The sequence below is a fragment of the Kutzneria sp. NPDC051319 genome, assembly GCF_040682195.1.
GTDB lineage: Bacteria > Actinomycetota > Actinomycetes > Mycobacteriales > Pseudonocardiaceae > Kutzneria.
Genome location: NZ_JBFBAM010000071.1, coordinates 1 through 21,870 on the forward strand (window position 1 = coordinate 1; position 21,870 = coordinate 21,870).

Genomic DNA, 21,870 nt, shown 5'->3' on the forward strand with positions numbered 1-21,870 from the left:
ATTTGTCGATCGAGTCAGTCCATCGATCGACAAATGCCCAGGGAAGGCGCCGGCTCAAGAGCGACCTCGCCCGCCGAGGCACTCGGCGCATGGGCGCAGCTGGGTCACGCGCCGGCGGCGGACTTCAGGGCCTCGGCGCGGTCGGTGCGCTCCCACGGGAGGTCGAGGTCCGGACGGCCGAAGTGGCCGTACGCGGCGGTGGGGGCGTAGATGGGGCGCAGGAGGTCGAGGTCCCGGATGATGGCGGCGGGACGCAGGTCGAAGACCTCGCCGATGGCCTGCTGGATCTTGGCCGGGTCGACGACCTCGGTGCCGAAGGTCTCGACGAAGAGACCGACGGGGGCGGCCTTGCCGATGGCGTAGGCGACCTGGACCTCGGTGCGGGTGGCCAGGCCGGCGGCGACGACGTTCTTGGCGACCCAGCGCATGGCGTAGGCGGCGGAGCGGTCGACCTTCGACGGGTCCTTGCCGGAGAAGGCGCCGCCGCCGTGGCGGGCCATGCCGCCGTAGGTGTCGACGATGATCTTGCGGCCGGTCAGGCCGGCGTCGCCCATGGGACCGCCGATGACGAAGCGGCCGGTGGGGTTGACGAACAGCCGCACGCTCTCGGTGTCGAGGTTGAGCTCGGCCAGCTCGGGCAGCACGACCTGCTCCCGGACGTCGACGGCGAGCATCTTCTCGAGGTCGATGCCGTCGGCGTGCTGGGAGGACACGACCACGGTGTCCAGCCGCACGGGTTGGTCGCCGGCGTACTCGATGGTGACCTGGGTCTTGCCGTCGGGACGCAGGTACGGCAGAGCGCCGTTCTTGCGGACCGCGGTCAGCCGGCGCGACAGGCGGTGGGCCAGCGCGATCGGCAGCGGCATCAGCTCGGGGGTGTCGGTGGTGGCGTAGCCGAACATCAGGCCCTGGTCGCCGGCGCCCTGGCGGGCGATCTCGTCCTCGGCGGACTCGACCCGCGACTCGTAGGCGGAGTCGACGCCCTGCGCGATGTCGGGCGACTGCGACCCGATGGCGACGTTGACGCCGCACGAGTTGCCGTCGAAGCCCTTGGCCGAGGAGTCGTAGCCGATCTCGAGGATCTTCTCCCGCACGATGGTCGGGATGTCGGCGTAGGCCTCGGTGGTGACCTCGCCGGCCACGTGGACCTGGCCGGTGGTGATCAGCGTCTCGACGGCGACCCGGCTGCGCGGGTCCTTGGACAGCAGGCCGTCGAGGATGGAGTCGCTGATCGCGTCACAGATCTTGTCCGGGTGGCCCTCGGTGACCGACTCAGAGGTGAACAGCCTCCGGCTGTGTTCGCTCACGACAACTCCTCAAAGATGTGTTTCTTCGGCGCCCACACAGGCCCCGCGCGACAGGCTGTCTATCGCCCCAACCGTACCGGGCGTGACGTCGTGACCGGCTCAAGTCCCGAGCAAAGGCACCACGGCATCCCACACTGTGGCCGCCAGCCGCGCCTTGGAACCGTGCGGGATGGGACGCTCGTCACCTTCCGAGCTCAGCAGCCAGCCGGCGTTGTCCTCGACCTCGAAGGCGAGACCGTCGCCGACTGCGTTGACGACCAGCAGGTCGACTCCCTTGCGGGCCAGCTTGGCCCGACCGTGGTGCAGCACGTCCCCGGTCTCGTCGCCGGTCTCGGCGGCGAAGCCGACCACCACCTGGCCGGTGGGACGGGCCTTGACCAGCTCGACCAGGATGTCCGGGTTGACGGCCAGCCGGATCGGCTCGGGCTCCCGGTCACCCTTCTTGATCTTGGACGCGGACAGGCCGAGCGGCCGGAAGTCGGCGACGGCGGCGGCCATCACCACCACATCGGCGCCAACGCTCTCGGCATGCATGGCGTCGCGCAGCTCGACGGCGGAGCCGATGCGCACCACCCGGACGCCGGCCGGATCGGCCAGGTCGGCGATGTGCCCGGCGACCAGGGTGACCTCGGCGCCGCGCTGGGCGGCGACGCGGGCCAGCGCGTAGCCCTGCTTGCCGGACGAGCGGTTGCCCAGGTAGCGGACGGGATCGAGCGCCTCACGGGTGCCGCCGGCGGAGATCACCACGCGGCGGCCCTCCAGGTCGCGGGGCAACGCGGCGGGGGCGGCGAGCAGCAGGCGGGCCAGCTCGACGATCTCGGCCGGCTCGGGCAGCCGGCCCTTGCCGGTGTCCTTGCCGGTGAGCCGGCCGCTGGCCGGCTCGGCCACGATCACACCACGGGAACGCAGCGTGGCGACGTTGGCCTGAGTGGCCGGGTGCTCCCACATCTCGGTGTGCATGGCCGGCACCATCAGCACCGGGCAGCGCGCGGTGAGCAGCGTGCCGGTGAGCAGGTCGTCGGCCAAACCGTGGGCGGCCCGGGCCAGCAGGTCCGCGGTGGCGGGCGCGACGACCACGAGGTCGGCGGTCTGGCCGATCTTGACGTGCGGCACCGCCGGGACGTCGGTGAACACCCCGGTGGCGACCGGCTGGCCGGACAGCGCCTCGAAGGTGGCCGCGCCGACGAAGTTCAGCGCGGCCGCGGTGGGCACCACGCGCACCCGGTGACCGGACTCGGTCAGGCGGCGCAGCACCTCACACGCCTTGTAGGCGGCGATGCCGCCGCCCACACCCAGCACAATCTGGGGCTGGGTCATTCGCCTTCGGTGTGCTCGAGCATGCCGGAGTGGATCTCGCGCAGCGCGATCGACAGCGGCTTCTCACGCGGGCCCGGCTCGACCAGCGGGCCGACGTACTCGAGCAGGCCCTCGCCGAGCTGGGCGTAGTAGTCGTTGATCTGCCGCGCGCGCTTGGCCGAGTAGATCACCAGCGCGTACTTCGAGCTGACCTGCTCCAGCAGGTCGTCGATCGGCGGGTTGGTGATGCCCTCCGGCGCGGAGGCGGGCTCGCCGACGGCGGCGAGGTGGCTCGGGATGCTCAAGACAACGCTCCTGGAGGTAGTCACGGCTCGCTGGACACACGCTGGGTGGGCGAGCCGACCACCAAGGTTAGCAAGTGACGTGCGACGGTACGAACATCGGAGTTGACGAGCACGACGTCGAACTCCTCCTCGGCGGCCAGTTCCTCCTCGGCCACCTTGAGCCGGTGCGCCACGACCGCCGGGTCCTCGGTGCCCCGGCCGGTCAGCCGGGCCACCAGGACCTCCCACGTCGGCGGCTTCAGCAGCACCAGCAGCGCCTCGGGCATGGCCCGCCGCACCTGGCGGGCGCCCTGGACCTCGATCTCGAGGATCGCTGGAGTTCCCCGCTCCAGCGCGGCCTCGACGGGTCGGCGCGGCGTGCCGTAGCAGTTGCCCGCGTACTCGGCGTGTTCGAGCAGTTCGCCGTCGGCGACCATGCGGTCGTACTCGGGCCGGTCGACGAAGTGGTAGTGCTCGCCGTCCACCTCGCCCGGACGCGGCCGGCGGGTGGTCACCGAGACGCTGTAGTACACCTCGGTCCCGAGGGTGCGCAGCTCCTCCAGCACGCTGGACTTGCCGACACCGGACGGACCGGCGAGCACGGTGAGGCGGGGCCGGGCACGAGTGCCCGACCCCTTCTCGTCCTTCTTGGTCACTCGCCGCCGAATTCGGTCAGCAGTGCCTTGCGCTGGCGGTCGCCGAGACCACGCAGCCGACGGCTGGTCGCGATCTCCAACCGCTCCATGATCTGAGCGGCCCGGACCTTGCCTACGCCGGGCAGGGACTCCAGGAGTGCGGAGACCTTCATCTTGCCGAGGACCTCGTCGCTGTCGGCGGCGGTCAGCACGTCCTTCAGGTTCGTGCCGCCACGCTTGAGGCGCTCCTTGAGCTCGGCCCGGACGCGACGAGCGGCAGCCGCCTTCTCCAGCGCTGCGGCCCGCTGCTCCTCGGTCAGCTGGGGAAGGGCCACGATCTCCTCCGTGGTGTGGGTGTTCTTCAGTGGGATCGGTATCGCGACCGTACCGATCGAGCATCGCCCGGTACAACGTGGGTCCCCGCGGTGACAACGCATCCGATAACGCATCCAATGCGGTGACACTCCCCCACCCGGTCGGGTGCATCTCGACCACAACGGCGGTCACGACGTGAAAGAAGTACTACCAAGGACCCCCGACAGCCTGATCACCGCCACCGGTGATGTGCCCCGCCGGCCCCGTGTGCTATGCACGACCAGCGGGGTTTCAAGATCAACTCACGGAATGCCCTGCCGCGCCTGTGGATTCACCCAGCTCGCGGACGGATTCCCTGGTCGCGACGGCGGCGGCGCGAAGCGCCGCCACATCGGGCCCGTGCCGCAGCACGTCCCGCGACGAACTGGGCAGGACCTGGCCGGAAATTCCGCCGAACAGCCGTCGCAGGTCCGCCACGGTGCCGCCCTGAGCGCCCAGACCGGGGGCCAGCACGGCCCCGTTCAGGCGGGACAGGTCCAGCCCCGTCTCGCCCACCGTGGCCCCGATGACGACACCCACATGGCCCAGTGGATCGGCCCCGTGATTGCGCTCGGCGGCCGCATCCACGATGGACTGTGCGACGGAAACACCCGAGTCGGCGCGCGCCCTTTGCACGGACGGGCCTTCCTTGTTGGAAGTCAAGGCGAGAACAAAAACTCCGCGACCGGTTTTCGCGCTCAGCTCCAAAGCCGGATCGAGAGAACCGAATCCGAGATAGGGCGAGAGCGTCACGGCGTCGCCCGCCAACGGCGAGCCGTCGGCCAGGAACGCCGTCGCGTAGGCGGCCATCGTGGTGCCGATGTCGCCGCGCTTGGCGTCCACGAGCACGAGCGAGCCGGCGGCCTGGGCCGCCGCGATGGTCCGCTCCAGCACGGCGACCCCGCGGGACCCGAACGCCTCGAAGAAAGCGGCCTGAGGCTTCACGAGAGCGACTTCGGCGGCGAACGCGTCCACGCACGTCATGGCGAAGCGCTCAAGGCCGTTTACATCGATGGAAAGGCCCCAGTCGGCCAGCAGCCCCGGATGCGGGTCGATGCCGGCCACGAGCGGCCCGGCGACGGCGACCCGCGCCGCCAACCGGACCCCGAAGGACTCGATCACGCCTTCGCACCCTTCAGCCCGGCCTGGAGCGCCTGGAGCGACCGCACGCCGATGTCCCCCCGGATGAGGGCCTCGATGCCGTGCACGGCCGCGGCAGCCCCGGAAACGGTGGTGATGCACGGGATGTCCCGCGCCACCGCCGCCGTCCGGATCTCGTAGCCGTCCACGCGGGGGCCGTGGTTGCCGTACGGGGTGTTCATGATCATGTCCACCTCGCCGGCCAGGATCTTCTCGACGATGTTGCCCTCGCCCTCGAAGTGCTTGCGCACCACCGTGCAGGCGACGCCGTTGCGGCGCAGCACCTCCGCGGTCCCGGTGGTGGCCAGGATCTCGAAGCCCAGGTCGGCCAGCCGCTTGACCGGGAACACCATGGCCCGCTTGTCCCGGTTGGCCACCGACACGAACACCCGGCCCTTGGTCGGCAGCGAGCCGTAGGAGGCGGTCTGCGACTTGGCGAAGGCCTTGCCGAACGAGAAGTCCACGCCCATGACCTCGCCGGTGGACTTCATCTCCGGTCCGAGCAGCGAGTCCACGCCCTTGCCCTCCGGCGTGCGGAAGCGGTGGAACGGCAGGACCGCCTCCTTGACCGCGACCGGGCAGTCGTCGGGCATCTCGGCGCCGTCGCCGGTGGCCGGCAGCACGCCCTCCTCGCGGAGTTCGGCGATGGTGGCGCCCAGCGCGATGCGGGCCGCGGCCTTGGCCAGCGGCACCGCCGTCGCCTTGGACACGAACGGCACCGTCCGCGACGCGCGGGGGTTGGCCTCCAGCACGTACAGCACGTCGTCCTTGAGCGCGTACTGCACGTTCAGCAGGCCACGCACGCCGACACCGTGGGCGATGGCCTCGGTGGAGCGGCGCACGGCCTCCATGTCGCTGCGGCCCAGCGTTATCGGCGGCAGCGCGCACGAGGAGTCGCCGGAGTGGATGCCGGCCTCCTCGATGTGCTCCATGACGCCGCCGATGTAGACCTGCTCGCCGTCGCACAGGGCGTCCACGTCGATCTCGATGGCGTCGTCGAGGAACCGGTCGACCAGGACCGGATGCTCGGGCGACACCTCGGTGGCGCGGGCGATGTAGCCGGCCAGCGTGTCCTCGTCGTAGACGATCTCCATGCCGCGGCCGCCGAGCACGTACGAGGGCCGCACCAGCACCGGGTAGCCGATCTCGTCGGCGATCCGCTTGGCCTGCGGGAACGACGTGGCGGTGCCGTACTTGGGCGCGGGCAGCCCGGCCGCGGTGAGCACCTCGCCGAACGCGCCGCGGTCCTCGGCCAGGTGGATGGCCCCGGGCGAGGTGCCGACCACCGGCACGCCGGCGTCGGCCAGCCGCTGCGCCAGCCCGAGCGGGGTCTGCCCGCCCAGCTGGACGATGACGCCGGCGACCGTGCCGGACTCGCGCTCGGAGTGCACGACCTCCAGCACGTCCTCGAACGTCAGCGGCTCGAAGTACAGGCGGTCGGAGGTGTCGTAGTCGGTCGACACCGTCTCCGGGTTGCAGTTGACCATCACGGTCTCGAACCCGGCCCGCCGCAGCTCCATGGCCGCGTGCACGCAGGAGTAGTCGAACTCGATGCCCTGGCCGATGCGGTTGGGCCCGGAGCCCAGGATCAGCACCTTGGGCTTCTCCCGCTGCGGCAGCACCTCGGTCTCGGCCGCGGGGTCCGACTCGTAGGCCGAGTAGTGGTACGGCGTGAGCGCGGCGAACTCGGCGGCGCAGGTGTCCACGGTCTTGAACACCGGCCGCACCTTGAGGCGGTGCCGCAGGATGCGAACGCCGTCCTCGCCGGCCAGCTCCGGCCGCAGCGACGCGATCTGCCGGTCGGACAGGCCGGCCCGCTTCGAACGCCGCAGCAGCGCCTCGTCCAGCACCGCCGCGTCCACGATCTCCTCGCGGAGCTCGCCGAGGGCGGCGATCTGGTCGATGAACCACGGGTCGATGCCGGACGCCTCGTGCACCTGCTCCACCGAGGCCCCGAGCCGCAGGGCCCGCTCCACGGTGTACAGCCGGCCGTCGTGGCCCCGCTCCAGCGCCTTGAGCGTGTCCTCCAGCGTGACGCCCTCGGGGTCGGGGCGGGTCCAGAAGCCGGCCTGCTTGGTCTCCATGGAGCGCAGCGCCTTGTTCAGCGCCTCGGAGAAGTTGCGGCCGATGGACATGGCCTCGCCCACCGACTTCATGGTGGTGGTCAGCGTCGGGTCCGCGCCGGGGAACTTCTCGAACGCGAACCGCGGCACCTTGACGACCACGTAGTCCAGGGTCGGCTCGAAGGAGGCCGGGGTCTCGCCGGTGATGTCGTTCTGGATCTCGTCCAGCGTGTAGCCGATGGCCAGCCGGGCCGCGATCTTGGCGATCGGGAAGCCGGTGGCCTTCGACGCCAGCGCCGAGGACCGGGACACCCGCGGGTTCATCTCGATGACGACCATGCGGCCGGTCTGCGGGTTGATGGCGAACTGGATGTTGCAGCCGCCGGTCTCCACGCCGACCGCGCGCAGCACGTCGATGCCGACGTCGCGCATGTGCTGGTACTCGCGGTCGGTCAGGGTCATGGCCGGCGCGACCGTCACGGAGTCGCCGGTGTGCACGCCCATCGGGTCGATGTTCTCGATCGAGCAGATGACCACGACGTTGTCGTTGCGGTCCCGCATGAGCTCGAGCTCGTACTCCTTCCAGCCGAGCACGCTCTCCTCGATCAGCACCTCGGTCACCGGCGACTCGTCCAGGCCGACCGTGGCCAGCCGCTCCAGCTCGTCCGGGGTGTGCGCCATGCCGGAACCCAGGCCGCCCATGGTGAACGACGGCCGGATGACCACCGGCAGGCCCAGCTCGGCGACGGTGTCGCGGATCTCCTCCATCGTCTTGCAGACCCGGCTGCGCGGGGTCTCGGCGCCGACGGAGGCGCAGATGTCCTTGAACAGCTGGCGGTCCTCGCCACGCTGGATGGCGTCGATGTCGGCGCCGATCAGCTCGACGCCGTACTTCTCCAGCACGCCGCGCTCGTGCAGGGCGACGGCGGTGTTCAGCGCGGTCTGGCCGCCGAGGGTGGCCAGCACGGCCTGGATCGGGTGGCCGAGCGCCTGCTCCTCGGCGATCACCTTCTCCACGAACTCGGCCGTGATCGGCTCGATGTAGGTGGCGTCGGCGAACTCCGGGTCGGTCATGATCGTGGCCGGGTTGGAGTTGACCAGGCTGACCCGCAGGCCCTCGTCGCGCAGCACCCGGCACGCCTGCGTGCCGGAGTAGTCGAACTCGCAGGCCTGGCCGATCACGATCGGCCCCGAGCCGATCACCAGGACGTGGTCGATGTCGGTCCTCTTCGGCATCAGCGGGCCTCACTCATCAGCTGGCAGAACTCGTCGAACAGGGCGGCCGCGTCGTGCGGGCCGGCGGCGGCCTCCGGGTGGTACTGCACGGAGAAGGCGGGCGCCTCAAGGCAGCGCAGGCCCTCGACCGTGCCGTCGTTCGGGCAGTAGTGGCTCACGGTGGCCGCGCCGAACGGGGTGTCGAAGCGCTCCCCCGGCTCGCCCTCCAGGGCGAAGCCGTGGTTCTGGGCGGTGATGGCGACGCGGCCGGTGGCGGTGTCGATCACCGGCACGTTGATGCCGCGGTGGCCGTACTGGAGCTTGTACGTGCCGCGGCCCAGCGCCCGGCCCAGGATCTGGTTGCCGAAGCAGATGCCGAACAGCGGGATCCGCCGCTCCAGCACGCCCTTGGTCAGCGCGACGCCGTGGTCCTGGGTGGCCGGGTCGCCCGGGCCGTTGGACAGGAACACGCCGTCCGCCTCGACGGCGAGGATGTCGTCGAGGGTCGACGTCAGCGGCAGCACGTGGACCTCGATGCCGCGGGCGGCCATCATGCGCGGGGTGTTGGACTTGATGCCCAGGTCCAGCGCGGCCACCCGGAACCGGCGTTCGCCGTCGGCCGGCACCACGTAGGTCTGCGCGGTGGTGACGTCGCCGGCCAGGTCCGCGCCCTTCATCTGCGGGGCGGCCTTCACCTTGGCCAGCATCGTGTCCAGATCGGACAGCTCGTCGCCGGAGAACACCCCGGCCCGCATGGCCCCCTTGTCCCGGATGTGCCGGGTCAGGGTGCGGGTGTCGACGCCGGCGATGCCGACGACGCCCTGGCGCACCAGCTCGTCGTCCAGCGTGCGGGTGGCCCGCCAGTTGGACGGGCGGCGGGCGGGATCCCGCACCACGTAACCGGAAACCCAGATCCGCGACGACTCGTCGTCCTCGTCGTTCCAGCCGGTGTTGCCGATCTGCGGGGCCGTCTGCACCACGATCTGGCCGTGGTACGAGGGATCCGTCAGCGTCTCCTGGTACCCGGTCATGCCCGTGCAGAACACGACCTCGCCCAGGGACGCGCCGAGCGCCCCGTACGCCTCACCGCGGAAGACCCGGCCGTCCTCGACCACCAACGCGGCCTGCTCGCGAGCACTCACTGCGCGCCACCTCCAACGCCTGCCATGGACCGCAGCGCGGTCACCCACTCCTGGTAATGCTCTTTTTCGTCCGCGCGAAACCCGCTGTCCAGCAGCTGATCCTCGACCTGCCACCGGACGATGAGCAGGCCGTCGCCGAACATGACCTTGCCGGCCAGCCCCTGGCCGACCCGCGCGTCCCGCACCGTCTCGCGGGGGATCCAGACCGGGGTCGCGCCCACCCGGTCGATGAGCAGACCCTTGTCGTGCAGGTGAAGCGTGGCCTCCGAGCGGAAGCCGACGTCGCCCACCGCGACCCGGTTCTGCCAGCTGTCGTCCAGCGTCGTGCTGACATACACGCCGCTCTGCTCGGGCAGCAGCTCGCCGCCGAGCTCGGCCGGCGCGGCCGGGAACGCCGGGAGCGTCGCCGCCTGCCGGCGGGCCTTGTTGCGCCAGCCCCACCACATCGCGGCGGCGCACAGCACGAAGAAGGCCACCACGATCAGCACCAACACGAGGCGCGTCATGACTGGACCTTCCCCTCGGACACGGTGACCCGCCCGCGCAGCATCGTGGTGCGCACGACCCCGGGCAACTCCATGCCCTCGAACGGGGTGTTGCCGGCGATGCTGGCCAGCTCGGACCCGCGCACCGTCCACGTGGCATGGGGGTCGACCAGCGTCAACGTCGCCGGCTCGCCGACCGCCAGGGGCCGGCCCTGATCGGGCAGGCCGGCGATCTCGGCCGGCTTCTCGCTCATCACCCGGGCCACGCCGCGCCAGTCCAGCAGGCCCGGCCGCACCAGCGTCTCGACCACGATGGACAGCGCCGTCTGCAGCCCCAGCATGCCGGGGCGGGCGGCCGACCACTCGCAGTCCTTGTCCTGCGGCGCATGCGGCGCGTGATCGGTGGCGACGCAGTCGACGACGCCCTCGGCCAGCGCCTCCCGCAGCACCTGCACGTCGGATTCGGTGCGCAGCGGCGGATTCACCTTGTTCACCGGGTCGTACGTGGCGAGGCGCTCGTCGGTCAGCAGCAGGTGGTGCGGCGTGACCTCGGCGGAGACCTTGGTGCCGCGCTCCTTGGCCCAGCGCAGCACATCGACCGTGCCGGCGGTGGAGACGTGGCAGACGTGCAGGCGCGCCCCGACCTGCTTGGCCAGCAGGCAGTCCCGGGCCACGATCGACTCCTCGGCCGCCGCCGGCCAGCCGGCCAGCCCCAGCCTTGCCGCCCGCTCGCCCTCGTGGGCCTGCGCGTCGACGGTCAGCCGCGGCTCCTCCGCGTGCTGCGCGATCACGCCGTCCAGCGCCTTGGTGTACTCCAAGGCCCTGCGCATGATCAGCGGGTCGCTGACGCAGTGGCCGTCGTCGGAGAACACCCGCACGCCTGCCTGGCTGCGGGCCATGGTGCCCAGCTCGGCCAGCTTCTCGCCCTTGAGGCCGACGGTGACCGCGCCGACCGGGTGCACATCGACCAGGCCGACCTCGCGGCCGCGGCGCCAGACGTGCTCCACGATCACGGCGTTGTCGGCGACCGGGTCGGTGTTGGCCATGGCGAAGACGGCGGTGTAGCCGCCCAGCGCCGCCGCGGCCGAGCCGGTGGCGATGGTCTCGGTGTCCTCACGGCCCGGCTCGCGCAGGTGCGTGTGCAGGTCGACGAAACCGGGCAGCGCGATCTGCCCGTCGGCGTCGATGATCTCGACATTGGTCAGTTCCTGGGTGCTGGCGGCGTCCAGCCACGGGCCGATCTCGGCGATCACGCCGTCGCGCACCAGGATGTCGACCGGGTCGCCCTCGCCGTAGAGACGGACTCCCTTGATCAGCATCATGCGGCTTCTTCCTCCCCCGCGAGCAGGTGGTACAGGACCGCCATGCGGACGTGCACCCCGTTGCGGACTTGCTCGGTGATGGCGGCGCGCGGCGAGTCCGCGACGACCGCCGCGATCTCCATGCCGCGCAGCATGGGCCCCGGATGCAGCACGACAGCGTGCTCCGGCAGTTGCTTGAACCGGCGCTCGCTGAGGCCGTAGGCGATCGAGTACTCGCGGGCCGACGGGAAGAAGCCGCCGTGCATGCGCTCGGCCTGCACCCTCAGCATCATCACCGCGTCCAGCGCCGGCAGCTCCGGGTCCAGGTCGTGCGAGACCGACACCGGCCAGTTCTCCACCCCGGTCGGCAGCAGCGTCGGCGGCGCGACCAGCACGACCTCCGCGCCCAGCGCCGTCAACAGGTGGACGTTGGACCGGGCGACCCGGCTGTGCAGCACGTCGCCGACGATCGCGATCCGCCGGCCGGCGATCGTGCCGAGCCGCTCCCGCAGGGTGGCCGCGTCCAGCAGCGCCTGCGTGGGGTGCTCGTGCATGCCGTCGCCGGCGTTGACCACGCCGGTGCCGGTGCCCTCCAGCCAGCCGGCCAGGCGGTGGGCCGCCCCGGAGGCCGGGTGGCGGACGATCACCAGGTCGGCGCCGGCGGCGGACAGCGTCAGGGCCGTGTCGCGCAGCGACTCGCCCTTGCCGACCGAGGAGCCGCCGGCCGACACGTTGATCACGTCGGCGCTCATCCACTTGCCCGCGACCTCGAACGAGACGCGGGTGCGGGTGGAGTTCTCGTAGAACATCGTGACCACGGTGCGGCCGCGCAGCGTCGGCAGCTTGCGCACCTCACGGCCCAGCAGCGTCCGCTTGAGCGTGTCCGCTGTGTCGAGCACCGCGGTGGCCTGCGCCGGATCCAGGCCGTCGGTGGAGAGCAGGTGTTTCACTGGTGGTCTTCCCGTCGCAGGTACACGCCGTCGCGCCCGTCCACCTCGTCGAGGCAGACGTGCACCTCCTCGGTGCGCGAGGTCGGCACGTTCTTGCCCACGTAGTCGGCGCGGATGGGCAGCTCGCGGTGGCCGCGGTCGACCAGCACGGCCAGCTGCACCGAGGCCGGGCGGCCGGCGTCGCGCAGGGCGTCCAGGGCGGCGCGGATGGTGCGGCCGGAGAACAGCACGTCGTCGACCAGCACGACCAGGCAGTCGTCGATGCCGCCCTCGGGCAGCGTGGTCGACTCCAGCGGGCGGTTGGGCCGTCGCCGCAGGTCGTCGCGGTAGAGGGTGGTGTCGAGTGCGCCGACGGGGACGCGGACGTCGCTGAACTCGGCGATCAGTCCGGCCAGCCGGCGCGCCAGCGGCGCACCCCGACTGGGGATCCCCAACAGGACGACGGGCCGAGAGCTCCCAGAAGTGGACTCAGTGCCACCCAGGGACGTCTTCTCGATGATCTGATGGGCCATTCGGGCGATGGTGCGCGCGACGTCGCCGGCCGAGAGCAGCTCACGCTCGGCCGGGTCCGTCGCGCCACGAACACGCGGCGCCACGGGTGGACCTCCTTCCCCGCCTCACTGGACGGGTCCTTAAAGGACGTCGGGTCGCCCGGCATTTGCCGAGCTCAGAGGCAACGGTACCAGCCACGCTCTGTAGCCCTTCCGGGTGGTTGGGGCCCCCTCCCCCGCATGACGCAGCGAAGTCAGCTTGACCTGGTGACGACAGCGAGCGACCATTACTCTGCGTATTGATCTCAGGCTCCCCGCGGCGATGACTACCGGCCGACGGGGCGAATGAACGGAGAACCGCCACATGGGCGATTACGCCAAGGCGTTGGGGGCCAAGCTCCGCGCCATCCGCCAGCAGCAGGGATTGTCACTGCATGGCGTCGAGCAGAAGTCCGGCGGTCGCTGGAAGGCGGTCGTCGTCGGCTCCTACGAGCGCGGCGACCGGGCGGTCACCGTGCAGAAGCTGGCCGAGCTGGCGGACTTCTACGGCGTGCCCGTGGCCGAACTGCTGCCCGAGGGCCGCGTGCCCTCGGGTGCCGAACCGGCCACGAAGATCGTCATAAACCTCGAGCGGCTCCAGCAGCTGCCGGCGGAGAAGGTCGGTCCGCTGGCCCGCTACGCCGCCACCATCCAGAGCCAGCGCGGCGACTACAACGGCAAGGTGCTCTCCATCCGCACCGAGGACCTGCGGTCGCTGGCGATCATCTACGACATGACCCCCGGCGAGCTCACCGAGCAGCTCATCGACTGGGGCGTCCTGCCGCCTGAGGCAAGGCCTTCCAAGGAGGATTGAGGCGCGCTGCGCGCGTAACAGCCTGGGGACAAACGCTGGAAGGCCGCACCACCGAGTTCCGGTGGTGCGGCCTTCCAGATTTGACTCGTCCGTCAGAGGGCGGCGCGCAGGTGCACCGCGATGCGCGCGATGCTGTCCAGCACGCCGTTGACGAAGCGCGGCGAGTCGTCCGTGGACAGCTCCTTGGCCAGCTCGACGGCCTCGGTGATGGCCACCGGGTCGTCCACGTCGGCCTCCCACAGCAGCTCGTACACACCCAGCCGAAGCACCGCGCGGTCCACCGCCGGCATCCGGGCCAGGGTCCAGCCCTCGGCGTGCTCGGAGATCAGCTCGTCGATCCGCGCACGGTTGGCCGTGACGCCCTCGACCAGGGCGATCGTGTAGTCGCTGACCGGGGGTACGTCGGGCGAGCCGACCCGGTCGGCGAGCAGGGTCACGGCGTCCGCGCCGCGCAGGTCGGCCTCGTACAGGACGTCGACCGCGCGTTTGCGGTATTTGCTGCGGGCACCCATCAGGCGTTGACTCGCCCGAGGTAGCGGCCGTCGCGGGTGTCGACCTTGACCTTCTCGCCCGTGGTGACGAACAGCGGCACCTGGATCTCGGCGCCGGTCTCCAGCGTGGCGGGCTTGGTGCCGCCGGTGGAGCGGTCGCCCTGCAGGCCCGGGTCGGTGTGCTGGATCACCAGCTCGACCGAGGTCGGGAGCTCGATGAACAGCGCGACGCCCTCGTGCACCGCGACGATGGCCTCGGTGTTCTCCAGCATGTAGTTGGCGGCCTCGCCGACGGTCTCGGACGGGATCGTCATCTGGTCGTAGGTGTCGCCGTCCATGAAGACGAAGTCGGCGCCGTCCTTGTACAGGTAGGTCATGCCGCGCTTGTCGACGGTGGCCGTCTCGACCTTGGTGCCCGCGTTGAAGGTGCGGTCGACCACCTTGCCGCTGAGCACGTGCTTGAGGGTGGTGCGCACGAACGCGCCGCCCTTGCCGGGCTTGACGTGCTGGAACGCGATGACGGTCCACAGCCCGTTGTCGAGGCTGAGCACGAGGCCGTTCTTCAGGTCGTTGGTGGTGGCCACGGTGGTGGAATCTCCTGTAGTCGCGGACGGGCCGCAGTGCGCGGACCAATGGGTTTCGGGTCGTGCGTCAGACGACCACGAGTTCCTTCGTGGTCAGGGTGAGCAGCTCGGGCGCACCCTCGCGCACGATGAGGGTGTCCTCGATGCGGACGCCACCCTGCCCGGGGACGTAGATTCCGGGCTCGACGGTGACCGCCATGCCGGCGGCTAGTGTACCGGTACCGGCCCTGCTCAGTGCCGGAGCCTCGTGGATCTCCAGGCCGACGCCGTGTCCGAGACCGTGCACGAACTGCTCGGACCGGCCGGCGGCGGCGATCACCGAGCGGGCCGCGTCGTCCACCTCGGCCAGCGGCGTGTCCGGGGCCAGCGCCCGGACGCCGGCGCGCTGGGCCGCCGCCACGAGCTCGTACATCTCGGTCTGCCAGCCGGCCGGGCGGCCCAGCACCATCGTGCGGGTCATGTCCGAGTGGTAGCCGTCGACCAGCGCCCCGAAGTCCATCTTCACCAGGTCGCCGGCCTTGAGCTGGGCGTCGGTCGGCTCGTGGTGCGGGATCGCCGAGTGCGCCCCCGCGGCGACGATCGTCGCGAACGAGGGTCCCTCGGCCCCCTGGTCGCGCATGCCGTCGTCCAGCGCCCGGGCCACTTCCCGCTCCGTCCGTCCCGGCCGAAGGCCGCCGTGCTCGATCAGCGCCGCCAAGGCCCGGTCCGCCGCCGCGCAGGCCATCCGCAGCGCCTCCACCTCGGTCTCGTCCTTGACGACCCGCAGCTCGGCCGTCAGACCCGGCGCCCTCCGCAGCTCTTGGCCGGCCGCCTCCGTCAGGTCCTTGAGGCCGTCCACCGTGACGTGGTCGCTCTCGAACCCCGTGCTGCCCTTGGCCCGGGCCGCCAGCGTCAGGCCGCAGTCGCGCTCGATCACCCGTTCCAGGTCCGGCACCTGCGTCTCGGCCACCGTCTCGTACCGGCCGTCCGTGCAGAACACCGCTCCGTCCGTGGTGACCAGCAGCGCCGCGTTGGACCCCGTGAAGCCCGTGAGATAGCGCACGTTGAGCAGATTGGTCACCAGCAGCCCGTCCAGGGCGTGCTCTTCGAGCAGCCTGCGCAGTCCGTCTCTCCGCTTCCCGTGCACCTCGCCCATACCTCCACCTTATTGCCGCGACCGGGTGTGTCAGGGCGCGTATTTCGGTGTGACGCTGGGCGGGACTCGCGGGGGTTAGGGTGGCTGGATGAGGACGTGGTTGCTGCGCGGGCTGGTGTTGGCCGTGGTGCATGCGGCGGTGCAGACCGCCGAGGCGTGGGTGCGCGCCGGCGATCCGAACGCCGTGAGCTGGCTGCGGCCGACCGCGCTGGGCGTGCTGGTCGGCGTGGCGGTGCTGTGGGCGGGCGTCGACGGCTGGCTGGGCCGTGAGGGCAGCGGCATGGTGTGGTTCTTCTCGGCGCTGCTGGCCGGGCCGGTCGGCGGGGTGCTGGGCGTCATCGGCCAGGGCGTGTTCGTCGACGACACCGGTGCCGAGGCGCTGCCCGTCGCCATCACCGGCGGCGCGGCGTTCATCGCCCTGCTGGTGTTGGTGCCCGCCGGCATCGGGCTGCTGATCGCCCGCTTCGCGCGGCCGGCGCAGTCCCTAGTTCCCCCGGAAAGCTGACAGGTCGCCGCTCTTGGGGCGGCCGTCCCAGTCCGCGTCGCTGATCTCGCTCACCGGCGACGAATTCGCCGTCACCGCCCCCGCGCCGACCGGCCAGAGCTTGCCGTCGAGCACGAACGCGTAGGACCGATCCGGCGCGTGCACCGCCGGCGTGCCGGCCCTGATGACCGTGACCACGGGCAGCGAGTCCAAGCCCGGCACGGGCTGGTCCAGCACCTTCACGGCAATCTCGGCCGACACCGAGCGTCGCTCGATCTTCACGAGCCGGTCCCCGAACACCATGACGATCATGCGGTCCGAGGACGGCATGGCGACGCCGTCGGCGGTGGCCAGCACCTTGCAGCCGTCGGCGTTGGCGATGTCCACGCCGAACAGGCGCAGGTCGGTGGGCCCGGGGCCGTCGTCGGAGGTGGCCCGCACGACGTCGAGGGGCACCCGGCCGCAGGGATCCTCGGGCGAGGCCGGCGCGTGCCCGTCGGCCCGGCGCACCAGCCCGGGGCCCTCCTTCCAGCGGCCGGCGAGCACCACGTCCTGGTACGGGTGCGTGGTGAAATCCTTGTCCCAGAAGGAGATCACCGTGCCCTTGCCGTCCACCTCGTGGGCGATGGCGAACGCGTTCATGGCGTCCACCCACATCCAGTCGGCGCTGTAGGCGTTGGCCACCGACAACGAGCGCTTGGCCTTCGTGCTGGGGACGTCCTGAAAACCGTTGGGCGTCAACGCCTGCACGGCCGAGCCGAACGCGGGATCCGGCGATCGCAGCACGAACTGCCCGGCGCCGGCGGTATTGGCGGCCTGGCCGGTGGTGTCGGTGAACATCAGGTAGAACCAGCCGTCGAGGTGCAGCACGGACGGCTGGCCGACCCCGTAGGTGTTGGCCCGCTGCTTGTCCATGGACGCCGGCACGACCGGATCGGGCCGGCGCTGCCAGTTCACGCCGTCCGCGCTGACGGCCAGGCCGATGGAGTTGACCAGGGCGCCGTCGCCGGCCGCGCCCGTGTAGTACATGTAGTAGACGCCGTTCACCCGAATGACCGACGGGTCGCAGGTGTGCACGGCGTCGAACCCGGCCCCCGAACCGTGGAGCACGGCCGTTCCGTCGGGAAAGGGCCCCCGCACCGAGTCGGCCGAAGCGGTCAGCACGTCGTCGCCGGGCACCCCGACGTCGGGAAGCTGACTGCACCACCAGATCCGGTACCGACCGCCGTCGAGCAGCGCGGTCGGGGCGTAGTTGTACGGCGCGGCCGGCCCGCCGGACACCAGCGTGCCGGCCCCCTGTCTGGCCCGGTCGGTGCGTAACGCCGCCTCCGCCGCGTCGGCCGGCGGCTGGTCGGGCCGCTTCCGCACGGCCGTCGGCTCCGTCGGCGCGGGCGGGGTGATGCCCTCGGCGCTGCCGCACGCCGCGAGCACGGCCACGGCCGCCAGGCAGCCGATCGTGCGCGCCATGGCCCTGATGGGTCTCGGCATGCCGGGGCGACCTCCACGATCGGGTGACAGCGAATCCCGGCCAGTCTAGGGAATCCGGTCACCCGTGTGGGTTACATGTGGTCGGCCACCCACCGCAGCGCCAGCTTGTACCCGTCGACGCCGAGCCCGGCGATCACGCCGTCGGCCACCGCGGAGATCACGCTGTGCTGGCGGAACTCCTCGCGCTTGTGGATGTTGCTGATGTGCACCTCGACCAGCTTCGAGGTCAGCTGCGAGCAGGCGTCCCGGATGGCGATCGAGTAGTGCGTCCAGGCGGCGCCGTTGAGCACCACCGGGATGCCGGCGTCGGCCGCCTCGTGCAGCCAGCCGATCATCTCGCCCTCGGAGTCGGTCTGCCGCACCTCGACGTCCAGCCCCAGCTCCTTGCCGGCGCCGACGCACAGCTCGACCAGGTCGGCGTGGGTGGTGCTGCCGTAGATCAGCGGCTCCCGCGCGCCGAGCCGGCCCAGATTAGGCCCGTTGAGAACAAAAACCCGACTCACAGCAGCACCTTTCCGCTCGGCTCGTCGTCGCCGGCGATCACGGAGTAGGCGGCGGCGATCAGGCTCGGGTCCGGGCCCTCCAGCCGTCCCGGCCGGGCCAGGCCGTCCAGCACCACGAAGCGCAGCACGCCGGCGCGGGTCTTCTTGTCGTTGCGCATGCCCTCCAGCAGCTGCGGCAGCGCGCCCGGCTCGTAGTTCACGGGCAGGCCCAGCGAGGTCAGCACCGACCGGTGCCGGTCCGCCGTCGCGTCGTCGAGGCGGCCGGCCAGCCGGGCCAGCTCCGCCGCGAAGACCAGGCCCACGCTGACCGCCGCGCCGTGACGCCAGCGGTAGCGCTCCCGGCGCTCGATCGCGTGGCCCATGGTGTGGCCGTAGTTGAGGAACTCCCGCTGCCCGGCCTCCCGCAGGTCGCTCGACACCACGTCGGCCTTGTACTGGATGGCCCGCACGACCAGCTCGCCGATGACGTCGCCGGTCGGGTCCACGGCCGCCTTGGGGTCGGCCTCGATCAGCTCCAGGATGCGCGGGTCGGCGAGGAAACCGGCCTTCACGACCTCGGCCATGCCGGCCACCAGCTCGTTGGCCGGCAGCGTCTCCAGCGTCGCGAGGTCGACCAGCACCGCGGTGGGCTCGTGGAACACGCCGACCAGGTTCTTGCCGGCGTCGGTGTTGATGCCGGCCTTGCCGCCCACCGCCGCGTCCACCATGCCCAGCAGCGTGGTCGGCACGTGCACGACCTTCACGCCACGCAGCCACGTGCCGGCGACGAAACCGGCCAGGTCGGTCACCGCGCCGCCGCCGAGGCCGATCACCGCGCCCGTGCGGTCCAGGCCGATCCGGCCCAGCACCTCCCACGCGAAGCCGGCCACCGCCAGCGCCTTGCCGTCCTCGGCGTCCGGGATCTCCACCCGGTGCGCGTCGATGCCGGCCCCCTCCAGCTCCTCCCGCACGGCCTCGGCCGTGGCGGTCAGCGTCGGCTGGTGCAGGATCGCGACCGTCGGCACGCCCTTGAGGGTGTCGACCAGGTCGCCCAGCAGCCCGCGGCCGACGATCACGTCGTACGGGTGCTCGGCGGCGACGTGGATCCGGGTCGGTTCGGACATCACTTTCCCTCGGTGAGTGCGGCCAGGATCTCGTCGACGATGCCGGCCGGCTCGTGCTTGTCGGTGTTGACCTCGACGGTGGCGACCTCGCGGTACAGCGGCAGCCGCTCGTCCAGCAGCGCCTTGAACGTGGCCCGCGGGCTCACGCCGGCCAGCAGCGGGCGGGCCGTGGACAGGCCGGTGCGGCGCACGCCCTCGGCCATGCCGACGTTGAGGAACACCACGGTGTGCTCGGCCAGCAGCTTGCGCGTGGCCTCGGCCATCACCGCGCCGCCGCCCAGGGCCAGCACGCCCTCGTGCTCGACCAGCGCGTTGGCCACGGCCTCGCACTCGATGCGCCGGAACTCCGGCTCGCCGTCGTCGGTGAAGATGTCGGAGATGGACTTGCCGGCCAGCTCGACGATGTCCGCGTCGACGTCACGGAAGGGCACGCCCAGCCGCTCGGCCAGCAGCTCGCCGACCGTGGTCTTGCCCGCGCCCGGCGGCCCGACCACGACCACACGTGGGCTCACCAGCGGTCCTGCAGCGACTTCAGATAGCCCTCGACGTTGTGGCGGGTCTCGCCCAGCGAGTCGCCGCCGAACTTCTCCAGCAGCGCGTCGGCCAGCACCAGCGCCACCACGGACTCCACGACCACACCGGCCCGGGGCACCGCGCAGATATCGGAACGCTGGTGGATCGCCACCGCCGGCTCGCCCGTGACAACGTCGACCGTGGCCAGCGCGCGCGGCACCGTCGAGATGGGCTTCATCGCGACGCGGACCCGCAGCGGCTCGCCGTTGGTGATGCCGCCCTCCAGACCGCCGGCCCGGTTCGACCGCCGCGTCACGCCGGTGATGCCCGGGCCGCGGTCGATCTCGTCGTGGGCCAGGCTGCCGCGGCGGTGGGCCGTGGTGAAGCCGTCGCCGATCTCCACGCCCTTCATCGCCTGGATGCCCATCAGCGCGCCGGCCAGGCGCGCGTCGAGGCGGCGGTCCCAGTGCACGTGCGAGCCCAGACCCGGCGGCAGGCCGTAGACGATCGCCTCGATGACGCCGCCCAGCGTGTCGCCGTCCCGCTTGGCCGCCTCGACCTCGGCGACCATGGCCTCGGTGCCGGCGGCGTCGAACGCGCGGACCGGGTTCTCGTCGATCGCCGGCAGGTCCTCCGGCTTGGGCAGCGGGGCGTCCGGCGAGCACTCGGCGGCGCCGATGGACACCACGTGGCTGACGATCTCGGCGTTGAGGACCTGGCGCAGCAGGTTGCGGGCCACCGTGCCCAGCGCCACCCGCTCGGCCGTCTCACGGGCGCTCGCACGCTCAAGGACCGGCCGGGCCTCGTCGAAGCCGTACTTCTGCATGCCGGGCAGGTCGGCGTGGCCCGGGCGGGGACGGGTCAGCGGCGCGTTGCGCGCGGACCCCTCCAGCTCGGCCGGATCGACCGGGTCGGCCGCCATGACCTTCTGCCACTTCGGCCACTCGGCGTTGTCGATGTGAACGGCGATCGGCCCGCCCTGGGTCCTCCCGTGGCGCACACCGCCGAGGAACTCGACCTTGTCCGTCTCGAAGTCCATGCGGGGGCTGCGGCCGAAGCCCAGCCGCCTACGGGCCAGTTGCACCGAGAGTTCCTCGGTGGTGACGGACACTCCGGCGATCATGCCCTCAAGGACACCGACCAGCGCGGGTCCGTGCGATTCTCCAGCGGTGATCCAGCGCAGCACCCCTGGATCCTTTCACATCCCGCCCGCGCGCCGTCGTGAACTCGCACGGCGGCCGGGACCAGGCCGTGACCGCGGTCACATCGTCCACTTGAGACGGCTCGGCGGCCCTCCCGGAACCGGGAGGGCCACCGCGGCCTGACGGGTCAGCGCTGCCAGGTGAACAGCGCGTCGCCGGCCTCGACCGGACCGAACTCGCGGATGTCGACCAGGTTCTCCACGGTCGCGTCCAGCGCGACGACCGGGCAGATCGGCGAGCGGCCGCCGTCCTCGATCGCCTTCGGGTCCCAGCCGATGACCGGCTGGCCGGCGCGGACCGCGTCGCCCTTGGCCACGTGCAGCGTGAAGCCCTCACCCTTGAGCTTGACCGTGTCGATGCCCAGATGCACCAGCACCCCCGCGCCGTCCGCGGTCGCGACCACGAACGCGTGCGGGTGCAACGTGACGATCGTGCCGTCCACCGGGGACACCGCGTCGCCGGCGGTCAACTCCGGGTGCACGGCCAGGCCGGGGCCGACCATCGCCTGCGCGAACACCGGATCCGGGACCTCGCTGATCGGCGCCAGCACACCCTTGACCGGGCTGAGGACCTTCACACTCACAGCAAGTCCTCGATGTCGCTGGCGATGGTGTCCGCCTCCGGTCCGACGATGATCTGCACCACCGAACCGGCCCGCATCACGCCGTGCGCGCCGATCGCCTTGAGCTCGGCCTCGTCCACCTTGGACCCGTCCTCGAGCTCGCAGCGCAGCCGCGTGATGCACGGCTCGATCTCGATGATGTTGTCAGCGCCGCCGATCGCGGCCAGGATGCGCGCTGCCCTGTCGTCTGCCATCTCGTCGCCTGCTCTCACTAGTCGGTTGTGGACCC

General features: G+C 71.4%; 24 protein-coding genes. 2 read left to right on the plus strand and 22 right to left on the minus strand.

What is annotated here, in order from left to right; all coding sequences use genetic code 11:
* Nucleotides 1–104 precede the first annotated feature (104 nt).
* The 12 genes from metK to pyrR form a co-directional block, all read right to left on the minus strand.
* A complete protein-coding gene (gene metK / locus AB0M73_RS40340) occupies nt 105–1,307 on the minus strand; it encodes a methionine adenosyltransferase (protein WP_043716542.1) in 1,203 nt (400 codons plus the stop codon).
* A 99-nt stretch (nt 1,308–1,406) separates the two neighbouring features.
* Nucleotides 1,407–2,624, minus strand: a complete 1,218-nt coding sequence (coaBC, locus tag AB0M73_RS40345; RefSeq protein WP_363903047.1) for a bifunctional phosphopantothenoylcysteine decarboxylase/phosphopantothenate--cysteine ligase CoaBC — start codon at nt 2,622–2,624, stop codon at nt 1,407–1,409.
* Nucleotides 2,621–2,908 carry a DNA-directed RNA polymerase subunit omega gene (gene rpoZ / locus AB0M73_RS40350; RefSeq protein WP_084579136.1) on the minus strand — a complete coding sequence of 96 codons (288 nt, stop codon included), beginning with the start codon at nt 2,906–2,908 and terminating at the stop codon, nt 2,621–2,623. The genes coaBC and rpoZ overlap by 4 nt, the downstream gene beginning before the upstream one ends.
* 20 nt (nt 2,909–2,928) lie before the next feature.
* Nucleotides 2,929–3,543 (minus strand): guanylate kinase, encoded by a 615-nt coding sequence (gene gmk, locus AB0M73_RS40355; protein WP_363903051.1) that lies wholly within the window; start codon nt 3,541–3,543, stop codon nt 2,929–2,931.
* A complete protein-coding gene (gene mihF, locus AB0M73_RS40360; protein WP_363903054.1) occupies nt 3,540–3,857 on the minus strand; it encodes an integration host factor, actinobacterial type in 318 nt (105 codons plus the stop codon). Before mihF ends, gmk begins: the two co-directional genes overlap by 4 nt.
* Before the next feature lie 277 nt (nt 3,858–4,134).
* Nucleotides 4,135–4,998: an orotidine-5'-phosphate decarboxylase gene (gene pyrF / locus AB0M73_RS40365; RefSeq protein WP_363903057.1), complete on the minus strand. Its 864-nt coding sequence runs from the start codon at nt 4,996–4,998 to the stop codon at nt 4,135–4,137.
* On the minus strand, nt 4,995–8,315 hold the full coding sequence (gene carB, locus AB0M73_RS40370; protein WP_363903060.1) for a carbamoyl-phosphate synthase large subunit: 3,321 nt from the start codon (nt 8,313–8,315) through the stop codon (nt 4,995–4,997). Before carB ends, pyrF begins: the two co-directional genes overlap by 4 nt.
* Nucleotides 8,315–9,436, minus strand: a complete 1,122-nt coding sequence (gene carA, locus AB0M73_RS40375; RefSeq protein WP_363903063.1) for a glutamine-hydrolyzing carbamoyl-phosphate synthase small subunit — start codon at nt 9,434–9,436, stop codon at nt 8,315–8,317. The genes carB and carA overlap by 1 nt, the downstream gene beginning before the upstream one ends.
* Nucleotides 9,433–9,942 carry a transporter gene (locus tag AB0M73_RS40380; RefSeq protein WP_363903066.1) on the minus strand — a complete coding sequence of 170 codons (510 nt, stop codon included), beginning with the start codon at nt 9,940–9,942 and terminating at the stop codon, nt 9,433–9,435. The genes carA and AB0M73_RS40380 overlap by 4 nt, the downstream gene beginning before the upstream one ends.
* Entirely contained in the window at nt 9,939–11,240 is a 1,302-nt protein-coding gene (locus AB0M73_RS40385; RefSeq protein WP_363903069.1) for a dihydroorotase, read from the minus strand. Before AB0M73_RS40385 ends, AB0M73_RS40380 begins: the two co-directional genes overlap by 4 nt.
* Nucleotides 11,240–12,172, minus strand: coding sequence for an aspartate carbamoyltransferase catalytic subunit (locus tag AB0M73_RS40390; protein ID WP_363903072.1), 933 nt, complete (start codon nt 12,170–12,172; stop codon nt 11,240–11,242). The genes AB0M73_RS40385 and AB0M73_RS40390 overlap by 1 nt, the downstream gene beginning before the upstream one ends.
* Nucleotides 12,169–12,768 carry a bifunctional pyr operon transcriptional regulator/uracil phosphoribosyltransferase PyrR gene (gene pyrR, locus AB0M73_RS40395; protein WP_363903075.1) on the minus strand — a complete coding sequence of 200 codons (600 nt, stop codon included), beginning with the start codon at nt 12,766–12,768 and terminating at the stop codon, nt 12,169–12,171. The genes AB0M73_RS40390 and pyrR overlap by 4 nt, the downstream gene beginning before the upstream one ends.
* A gap of 259 nt (nt 12,769–13,027) precedes the next feature.
* On the opposite strand from pyrR, the gene AB0M73_RS40400 reads away from it, so the two are divergent.
* Nucleotides 13,028–13,516 (plus strand): transcriptional regulator, encoded by a 489-nt coding sequence (locus tag AB0M73_RS40400; RefSeq protein ID WP_015803953.1) that lies wholly within the window; start codon nt 13,028–13,030, stop codon nt 13,514–13,516.
* Between the two features lie 92 nt (nt 13,517–13,608).
* On the opposite strand, the gene nusB is transcribed toward AB0M73_RS40400, so the two are convergent.
* The 3 genes from nusB to AB0M73_RS40415 form a co-directional block, all read right to left on the minus strand.
* Nucleotides 13,609–14,028, minus strand: a complete 420-nt coding sequence (gene nusB, locus AB0M73_RS40405) for a transcription antitermination factor NusB (RefSeq protein WP_363903079.1) — start codon at nt 14,026–14,028, stop codon at nt 13,609–13,611.
* Nucleotides 14,028–14,591 carry an elongation factor P gene (efp, locus tag AB0M73_RS40410; RefSeq protein ID WP_043716554.1) on the minus strand — a complete coding sequence of 188 codons (564 nt, stop codon included), beginning with the start codon at nt 14,589–14,591 and terminating at the stop codon, nt 14,028–14,030. Before efp ends, nusB begins: the two co-directional genes overlap by 1 nt.
* Nucleotides 14,592–14,658: 67 nt before the next feature.
* Nucleotides 14,659–15,726 (minus strand): Xaa-Pro peptidase family protein, encoded by a 1,068-nt coding sequence (locus AB0M73_RS40415; RefSeq protein WP_363903082.1) that lies wholly within the window; start codon nt 15,724–15,726, stop codon nt 14,659–14,661.
* An 88-nt stretch (nt 15,727–15,814) separates the two neighbouring features.
* On the opposite strand from AB0M73_RS40415, the gene AB0M73_RS40420 reads away from it, so the two are divergent.
* Nucleotides 15,815–16,231 (plus strand): B-4DMT family transporter, encoded by a 417-nt coding sequence (locus AB0M73_RS40420; protein ID WP_363903085.1) that lies wholly within the window; start codon nt 15,815–15,817, stop codon nt 16,229–16,231.
* On the opposite strand, the gene AB0M73_RS40425 is transcribed toward AB0M73_RS40420, so the two are convergent.
* The 7 genes from AB0M73_RS40425 to AB0M73_RS40455 form a co-directional block, all read right to left on the minus strand.
* Complete coding sequence (locus tag AB0M73_RS40425) at nt 16,211–17,698, minus strand: beta-xylosidase (RefSeq protein ID WP_363903088.1); 1,488 nt, start codon at nt 17,696–17,698, stop codon at nt 16,211–16,213. The genes AB0M73_RS40420 and AB0M73_RS40425 overlap by 21 nt on opposite strands.
* A 71-nt stretch (nt 17,699–17,769) precedes the next feature.
* On the minus strand, nt 17,770–18,201 hold the full coding sequence (gene aroQ / locus AB0M73_RS40430) for a type II 3-dehydroquinate dehydratase (protein WP_043716562.1): 432 nt from the start codon (nt 18,199–18,201) through the stop codon (nt 17,770–17,772).
* Nucleotides 18,198–19,304: a 3-dehydroquinate synthase gene (gene aroB / locus AB0M73_RS40435; protein WP_363903091.1), complete on the minus strand. Its 1,107-nt coding sequence runs from the start codon at nt 19,302–19,304 to the stop codon at nt 18,198–18,200. Before aroB ends, aroQ begins: the two co-directional genes overlap by 4 nt.
* The gene (locus AB0M73_RS40440; RefSeq protein ID WP_363903094.1) at nt 19,304–19,816 is read right to left on the minus strand and encodes a shikimate kinase; all 513 of its coding nucleotides are present in this window, start codon (nt 19,814–19,816) and stop codon (nt 19,304–19,306) included. Before AB0M73_RS40440 ends, aroB begins: the two co-directional genes overlap by 1 nt.
* Nucleotides 19,813–21,003: a chorismate synthase gene (gene aroC / locus AB0M73_RS40445; RefSeq protein WP_363903097.1), complete on the minus strand. Its 1,191-nt coding sequence runs from the start codon at nt 21,001–21,003 to the stop codon at nt 19,813–19,815. Before aroC ends, AB0M73_RS40440 begins: the two co-directional genes overlap by 4 nt.
* A 143-nt stretch (nt 21,004–21,146) precedes the next feature.
* Nucleotides 21,147–21,602, minus strand: a complete 456-nt coding sequence (locus AB0M73_RS40450) for a PTS glucose transporter subunit IIA (protein ID WP_363903100.1) — start codon at nt 21,600–21,602, stop codon at nt 21,147–21,149.
* On the minus strand, nt 21,599–21,835 hold the full coding sequence (locus AB0M73_RS40455) for a PTS glucose/sucrose transporter subunit IIB (protein ID WP_043716568.1): 237 nt from the start codon (nt 21,833–21,835) through the stop codon (nt 21,599–21,601). The genes AB0M73_RS40450 and AB0M73_RS40455 overlap by 4 nt, the downstream gene beginning before the upstream one ends.
* Between the last annotated feature and the right edge of the window lie 35 nt (nt 21,836–21,870).

What these genes read in the sequence shown, in the direction of transcription:
- coaBC (WP_363903047.1), bottom strand. Translation starts at nt 2,624, where the DNA reads ATGACCCAGCCCCAGATTGTGCTGGGTGTGGGCGGCGGCATCGCCGCC.
- carB (WP_363903060.1), bottom strand. Translation starts at nt 8,315, where the DNA reads ATGCCGAAGAGGACCGACATCGACCACGTCCTGGTGATCGGCTCGGGG.
- AB0M73_RS40380 (WP_363903066.1), bottom strand. Translation starts at nt 9,942, where the DNA reads ATGACGCGCCTCGTGTTGGTGCTGATCGTGGTGGCCTTCTTCGTGCTG.
- AB0M73_RS40385 (WP_363903069.1), bottom strand. Translation starts at nt 11,240, where the DNA reads ATGCTGATCAAGGGAGTCCGTCTCTACGGCGAGGGCGACCCGGTCGAC.
- AB0M73_RS40400 (WP_015803953.1), top strand. Translation starts at nt 13,028, where the DNA reads ATGGGCGATTACGCCAAGGCGTTGGGGGCCAAGCTCCGCGCCATCCGC.
- nusB (WP_363903079.1), bottom strand. Translation starts at nt 14,028, where the DNA reads ATGGGTGCCCGCAGCAAATACCGCAAACGCGCGGTCGACGTCCTGTAC.
- AB0M73_RS40415 (WP_363903082.1), bottom strand. Translation starts at nt 15,726, where the DNA reads ATGGGCGAGGTGCACGGGAAGCGGAGAGACGGACTGCGCAGGCTGCTC.
- AB0M73_RS40420 (WP_363903085.1), top strand. Translation starts at nt 15,815, where the DNA reads ATGAGGACGTGGTTGCTGCGCGGGCTGGTGTTGGCCGTGGTGCATGCG.
- AB0M73_RS40425 (WP_363903088.1), bottom strand. Translation starts at nt 17,698, where the DNA reads ATGCCGAGACCCATCAGGGCCATGGCGCGCACGATCGGCTGCCTGGCG.
- aroB (WP_363903091.1), bottom strand. Translation starts at nt 19,304, where the DNA reads ATGTCCGAACCGACCCGGATCCACGTCGCCGCCGAGCACCCGTACGAC.
- AB0M73_RS40455 (WP_043716568.1), bottom strand. Translation starts at nt 21,835, where the DNA reads ATGGCAGACGACAGGGCAGCGCGCATCCTGGCCGCGATCGGCGGCGCT.